The organism is Fructilactobacillus sp. X3R2C1, from assembly GCF_059901235.1.
In genome coordinates this window covers 25,366-31,606 of sequence record NZ_JBWXVA010000007.1, presented here as the reverse complement: position 1 = coordinate 31,606, position 6,241 = coordinate 25,366, and the positions used below count along the sequence as shown (strand labels likewise).

Annotated in this window: 5 protein-coding genes, 1 pseudogene and 1 other annotated feature; of the genes and pseudogenes, 2 read left to right on the top strand and 4 right to left on the bottom strand. The window is 29.6% G+C overall.

Translation table 11 applies throughout. The annotated features are described in order from the left end of the window. Window positions 1-126: 126 nt before the first annotated feature. Window positions 127-756: pseudogene (locus AC6UDB_RS06830) on the top strand (restriction endonuclease subunit S); the annotation flags it as partial. Between the two features lie 768 nt (window positions 757-1,524). Further along, complete coding sequence (locus AC6UDB_RS06825; RefSeq protein ID WP_500709525.1) at window positions 1,525-2,139, top strand: hypothetical protein; 615 nt, start codon at window positions 1,525-1,527, stop codon at window positions 2,137-2,139. A 954-nt stretch (window positions 2,140-3,093) separates the two neighbouring features. Here the strand turns inward: AC6UDB_RS06825 and AC6UDB_RS06820 are convergent. From AC6UDB_RS06820 to mazE, 4 genes are all read right to left on the bottom strand, one after another. Beyond that, window positions 3,094-3,270 (bottom strand): LPXTG cell wall anchor domain-containing protein, encoded by a 177-nt coding sequence (locus AC6UDB_RS06820; protein WP_500709527.1) that lies wholly within the window; start codon window positions 3,268-3,270, stop codon window positions 3,094-3,096. A gap of 98 nt (window positions 3,271-3,368) precedes the next feature. Continuing rightward, window positions 3,369-4,583, bottom strand: coding sequence for a peptidase T (gene pepT, locus AC6UDB_RS06815; RefSeq protein ID WP_500709524.1), 1,215 nt, complete (start codon window positions 4,581-4,583; stop codon window positions 3,369-3,371). A gap of 14 nt (window positions 4,584-4,597) precedes the next feature. After that, window positions 4,598-5,446: a MetQ/NlpA family ABC transporter substrate-binding protein gene (locus AC6UDB_RS06810; protein WP_500709523.1), complete on the bottom strand. Its 849-nt coding sequence runs from the start codon at window positions 5,444-5,446 to the stop codon at window positions 4,598-4,600. Between the two features lie 66 nt (window positions 5,447-5,512). Then, window positions 5,513-5,758: a binding site (T-box leader), on the bottom strand. A gap of 136 nt (window positions 5,759-5,894) precedes the next feature. Then, complete coding sequence (gene mazE, locus AC6UDB_RS06805; protein WP_500694149.1) at window positions 5,895-6,134, bottom strand: type II toxin-antitoxin system PemI/MazE family antitoxin; 240 nt, start codon at window positions 6,132-6,134, stop codon at window positions 5,895-5,897. Between the last annotated feature and the right edge of the window lie 107 nt (window positions 6,135-6,241).

Sequence of the window (6,241 nt, the reverse complement as noted above, 5' to 3'; positions counted from 1 at the left end):
CATTCTTTTTTTCCATAAGGTTGGGGAAAAGATCCTCGTCTATACGTTGATATGTTTTTTAACTTACGCTGCTCCCAGAGGTAAGTCAGCTACACAAGACAAACCAGGGCTTTAACTTGGGAGCAGCGTAAGTTAAAAGATATTGCATGTAAAGTAACAGAAAAAAATAGTAATTCAAATTTTTCAGAGACCCTAACTAACTCTGCGCGTGATGGAATTATTTCCCAACGTTCTTACTTTGATAAAAGCATTTCAAATCGTGATAATATATCAGATTATTATGTAGTAAAGAATAATGATTTTATATATAATCCTCGAACATCTAATCTTGCACCATTTGGACCTATAAATAGAAATAAATTAAAACGCAAAGGGGTAGTTTCTCCTTTATATTTTGTATTTAGATTTAACAGTGATGATCTTAATTACCTTGAAGAATATTTCAAAACAACAAAATGGTATAGATATATTTACCGACATTCAAATGTCGGGGCACGTTCAGATAGACTGTCGGTGAAAGATACGACATTTATGAATCTTCCGATTGAGCTTCCTAATAAGCAAGAACAATTATTAGTAGGAAGATTATTGAATAGTTATGAGGATATTATCGCTGCCAATGAACGTAAGGGATTTTATCCTTGTAAGATAATAAATGTTTTCACAATATTGTTTCGCAAAATTTTATTAATCTTTATAAAAAGTATTAATGATCGATTTAACTATAACCGTAGATCTTTCCTTAATTCTAATTGAGTTATAAATTTCTTATTTTTCATAAAATTGTAAGATTTCATGTATTTTTTAGTTCACTTCTAAATTATCATTTGCAAACTACTTTGTCCAAGTTGGTTTTCCATCAATTTTTTGAAGTAAAGCATACTCAAATTCTCAAGTATTTGGATTTTACTGTATGTCACTTAGTCTAATATTATAAATTATCAGTAAAAATATATGTTATTTTTCTTATTTCATTATCATTATTAATAATTAGTATTTATAATATTCTTTTTAAATTTTTTCATCAATAGTTTTAATTGTATGGTGCATGTATTCTATAACATAATTTATTTAAATCTTGTAGTTATATAATTTATTTGTTAAATCAGATATGGACATACCTTTATCTGTTATGAGTTGTTATTCTTTCGTTAGTGTATTAAGTTTAATTTAAAAAATAAATATATGAGATATCTAAAATACAAAATGTTTTTAAAAATTTATTAACTTGTGATAGTTCTCCTTTATCTATGAACATATTTAGTAGCAAATAAATATATATTCTGACATTTAACAAATCTAGTTCTTCCATTAATTCAATGTAATCATCATTACCACTATCTGTGACTAGATAAGTATTTATATTTTAAGGATTGATAATTACTTAATATTTATTAAGTAAGTTTTTAAATAAATGTACTGTATATATTAATTTTGAAAATGTTTGAACTGTTAATTAATAGTTGCAAGAATATTTAATTGATGTATAGTTGTGATTAACATAACTTTTTAGGAGGAATTGACATGGTTGAGATTAGTAACATTACAATTGATAATTCTAATCAATTGTTAGAGTTTTTATATGCTTTTAAAGTATTACAAAATTTTGATTCAAAAGAATTTTCTGATAATGTATATCCATCAAAGTTGGTTTTTAGTTTATCTGGAGATTTATTTGTAAATTATATTGATGTATTTGGTAGAAATGCGGATAGTGTAGTATCTAATTGTTATAAATTAAATGATTCAGATATACCTTCTCAAGGCTGGGAAAATTTTGTGAGAAAAAGTGCAGAATTTATTGGTAATGTCCTTAACTTATTTGACTCAGAAGATAAGTATAGCATGGATATTACACGTTTAGTAGATAATCTTAAGTTGAATGAATGGGATATAAGAACGATTGAAGGCTTGAAAAATAAACTTAAGAAAGAATATTCAATAGGGTTTATTAGTGATTTTGATATTTCACAAAAAGTGTTGAGTCTGATTAAAGAACACAAGTATGATAGCTTTATTCCTTCTCAGCTTAATAATGTATTGTATAATGTTAAATTTCTGGAAAATGGAAAATTAGAATTTTCTCAATTTTTGATTAATAAAAAAGACAATATTGTTTTTGTGGGATCTCTCATTTAAATTATATTTTAAAATGTTATATAAAACTTATACATTTTTATAGTTTATACTTTAAAGGATTATGCTGATATTCAATCTGTATAACCCCTTTTCTTGCTAGAATTATTTTTGTGTTAAAGTGACTAATTTATTTAATATATTTTTGTTGTGTATTTTAGGCCATTTCCTATCTATCCAAGTTTCTAATTTTATATGAATATTCTTCTTGCTTCTTTATAAATGAGTAAGAACCTTCTAAGTAAATAGGAGTAGATAGATCATTAAAGTAGACTTTTAATCTGTTATCTCCAAGTCGAATTATATGATTAAGATTGTGATATGCTATCCAAGATGTATTCCTTTTACAATGATCAATTGAAGTTAATCTAATTAACTATACGTCTTTACGCACATAAGGGATATTTGTATCGACATCAACCGCAAATTCATTCCTAATTTTTCTTTTCACTGGTTCTCATAAGTTTAGTGGTAATTTATTTAATTCCATAATTTTATCTCCTTTAATTAATTACTATAGATATATACGGAATTATTTGTAATTTTGTTTATAAAATTTGATTTTTAATCATTTCATACGAAAAAGAACGTGATCTATTATTAGATCACGTTCTTTTTTTAATTAATGTTTAGATATTTTTCAAAACTAAAAATAAATCATTCCATTTAACATTTGCGGGCTAAAATATATGTTATCAAATCTTACAAAAATTATTTATAAATAATCTCTAGAGACTTTAAAACTAGCGACATCTCATGAGGTGATTGGACCAACGATGATAGGAGTACTCTTTTGGTAAAGAAATGTAGACCCAATTTGAGATATTAAATTATCAATCACTTCAATTCAGACATCTAACAAATTCCAAAAAAGACATGTTCTTATAGTAAATACAAGTACATGTCTTAAAATACTATGTGGCTTTTCTTAACGAAAACAATATTCTAAGGAAAATATTATTTGCTTCTTTGTTCCTTAAACCATTTACCTAATACAAGGAAACGGAGAAAAGAAAGTAACATTCCACCGATCATACTTAAAACATTGTTAGTACGTTGACCAGTTTGTGGTAATTTACCTTTTTTCGAAGTATTAGTTCGAGTGGACTTTTTGGTTTGAGATTCATGAGGAATAATGGTTGTTTTTACATAATTCTTTCATTAATACACTGTTGGTTTGTTTTACGAGTGTAGAATCATTTATGCTATCAAAGATGATGAAATCAGATTAACTATAAACTAATTTTTGAAATATTAACTAATACGTCAGTCACTTTCTTCATTGATTCTAATACAGCAAATTCGTATCTACCATGTGCGTTTTCACTTCCGTTAGTTAAGTTAGGAGTGGGTAAACCCTTGAAAGTGATTTTAGATCCGTCTGTTCCACCACGAAACGGAATAATCTTCGGTTTAAGACCGGCATCTTTGGTTGCCTTTTCGGCTCTTTTAACGATTCCTGGATCAATTAGTTTCTTCATATTGTAGTACTGGTCGTGAAAAGTGATTTGTACTCGGTTTCTTCCGTATTTGTTATTCAATTGATTGGCAATTTCTTTTAGATGATTTTTCTTTTTATTAAAAGCAGTTTTATCAAAATCTCTAATAATGTAGTTGATATGTGCAACATCTGGATTGGCTTTAAAATTGGTTGCAAAATAGAATCCTTGTCTTCCGTCTGTAACATCAGGACGTTGTGATAGAGGAATTTGATTGTCAAACTTGATGGCTAATTGAATTGCACTGACCATTTTTCCTTTGGCATGTGAGGGATGGACACTAGTTCCGTTAATTGTAATATTCGCTTCTGCCGCGTTAAAAGTTTCATCATTAATTTCGCCAGCAGCTCCTGTATCAAGAGTATAAGCAATGTCAGCCCCCAAGTCTGCTGGATTAAAATGATCGGCACCTTTACCAATTTCTTCATCTGGTCCGAATCCAACTAAAATGTCACCATGGTTAGTTTCTGGGTTCTTTTGAAGGTAATCGATCATGCTTATGATTTCTGCAATGCCAGCTTTATCGTCGGCACCTAACAACGTTGAACCATCAGTAGTAATGATAGTATCGCCAATGTAATTTTTTAGGTTCGGAAATTCGTCTGGGTTTAGTTGATATGTTTGGTTTAGATTAATATTTTTACCCTGATAATTCTTTTGTATTTGGGGATGAATGTTTTCGCTATTAAAGTCGGCTGTATCAACGTGAGCAATGAAACCAATTTTGGGAACAGCTTTGATAGTATTTCCAGGTAAAGTTGCAAATAAGTAACTCCCATCACTAAAATGAACGTTGGTAAGCTTTTTGTTATTTAGTTGTTTGGCAAGTCTTTTGAGAAACTTTGTTTGGCCAACGGTAGTGGGGATGTCACTTTTGGAAGAATCGGATCGGGTATTAATTTTGATGTAATTAAGAAAATCATTTAATAATTCTGGATATTTTTCCATTTCTTAATCCTCCGTTATTTTAAATTAATGTCCCATGCTGGGATCTCAACTTTCCCGTATAGTTTGTTTAATAATTTTTTAGTTTTTTGGGTTTGATAAGCTTTGACATATTCTTTGTAGTACTTGTTGTTTCGCTGATCTTTATTTGCTGCAATAATGTTAATCCATTTAGCAGAAATTTTGTTGATAGGTTCAACATAAATGGCTTTATTTGGATCTAATCCAGCGCTTTGAGCAAAATTACCAAGGACATATGAGGCAGCTACATCAGGTAATGTTCTTGGTGCCTGATTGGCATCGATTTCTTCAATTTTTAATTTTTTGGGATTACTCTTGATATCTTTTACATTGGCAAGACTCTTATTGGGATCAAGTTTAATTATGCCAGCACTTTGGAGAATGTAGAGACCACGAGATTCGTTGGTTGCATCATTTGGAATTGTGATGGTTGATCCTGGTTTGATATCATTGAGATTCTTTAAATGGTCAGAATAAATCCGACCTTGTCCAATAAAAGTTTTTCCAATTGGAACGATATTACCGTGATTACCTTTATTCCAAGCATTAAGGAAAGCACTGTGTTGAAATGAATTAAGATCAACTTCATGTTCAGCTAATGCACGGTTAGGTTGCGAGTAATCAGTAAACTTCTTATAAACGACATGTAAACCATATTTTTCCTTTGCTGTTTTAGCAACTGATTGATAAATCTGGTCATCCTTTTTTGATCCATTCATAATGCCGACTGTAATAATTTTCTTTTTGTTAGTAGCACTTGTGTTATGAAAAAAACTAAAATAAGCTGCTAATACTACTAAAACAACGATAATTCCTGAAATAATGTACTTGGTTTTTCTCTTCATGATTCTACCCTCCAAAATGTGAATGAATATATTTCAATAACCAAATAAAAAAAGCAGCCATCCTAATAAAAGGACGACTGCTAATCGTGTTACCACCTTAGTTTGTTAGATTCTCTTGGATCTAACCTCGGTAAGTTGCACCAGGAAACCTGGTATAACTTTGTATTGATATCGGATACAAGACCGTTACTAGCTAATCAATTTCACTAATAATCTCAAAACCAGTCCATGTTCCAAATCTATATTTGATTCCTTTTCATCACCCAGGAACTCTCTATACAAATTTTCAATCTGTACTCAACTGGTAAATATTATTTGTTTAGTTATTGTTGCCAAATACTATAATTTTAATCTTAAGCATTGTCAACTATTATATTTATTTTTTCTAATTTTTTCCAGCACTGGGAATAAAATCTAAGGAGATAATCTCACTTTTTTGGTATACACATTATTTAATTATCTCTCTCCCCATTGCTTTACCTAACTCTTCCCTTTGTCTAAGGGCTTTCTTTTGTTTTTCATCTAGTCCATCTAGATACCATGTTCCTTCAAATGGATTTCGATGTTTAGGCGTTAACTTTAATGACCCATCATTTTCTTTTTTGATGTCAAAGTCAGTGCCTTCAGGATAGCTAAATCTTTTTGGAATCGTAATTACACTTTTATTTCCAACTTTTCTAAGTTTCATTAGTAATTCCTCCTTCAAAAATTTGTATAATGACGATTTTACCTGGTACATCACCACTCAGTGCGCTATGCTTAAACTATAATGACTATTCTTTGATATTAATTACT

Excerpts from the sequence above, each read along its gene's own strand:
- mazE (WP_500694149.1), bottom strand. The coding sequence starts at position 6,134 with ATGAAACTTAGAAAAGTTGGAAATAAAAGTGTAATTACGATTCCAAAA.
- AC6UDB_RS06810 (WP_500709523.1), bottom strand. The coding sequence starts at position 5,446 with ATGAAGAGAAAAACCAAGTACATTATTTCAGGAATTATCGTTGTTTTA.
- pepT (WP_500709524.1), bottom strand. The coding sequence starts at position 4,583 with ATGGAAAAATATCCAGAATTATTAAATGATTTTCTTAATTACATCAAA.
- AC6UDB_RS06825 (WP_500709525.1), top strand. The coding sequence starts at position 1,525 with ATGGTTGAGATTAGTAACATTACAATTGATAATTCTAATCAATTGTTA.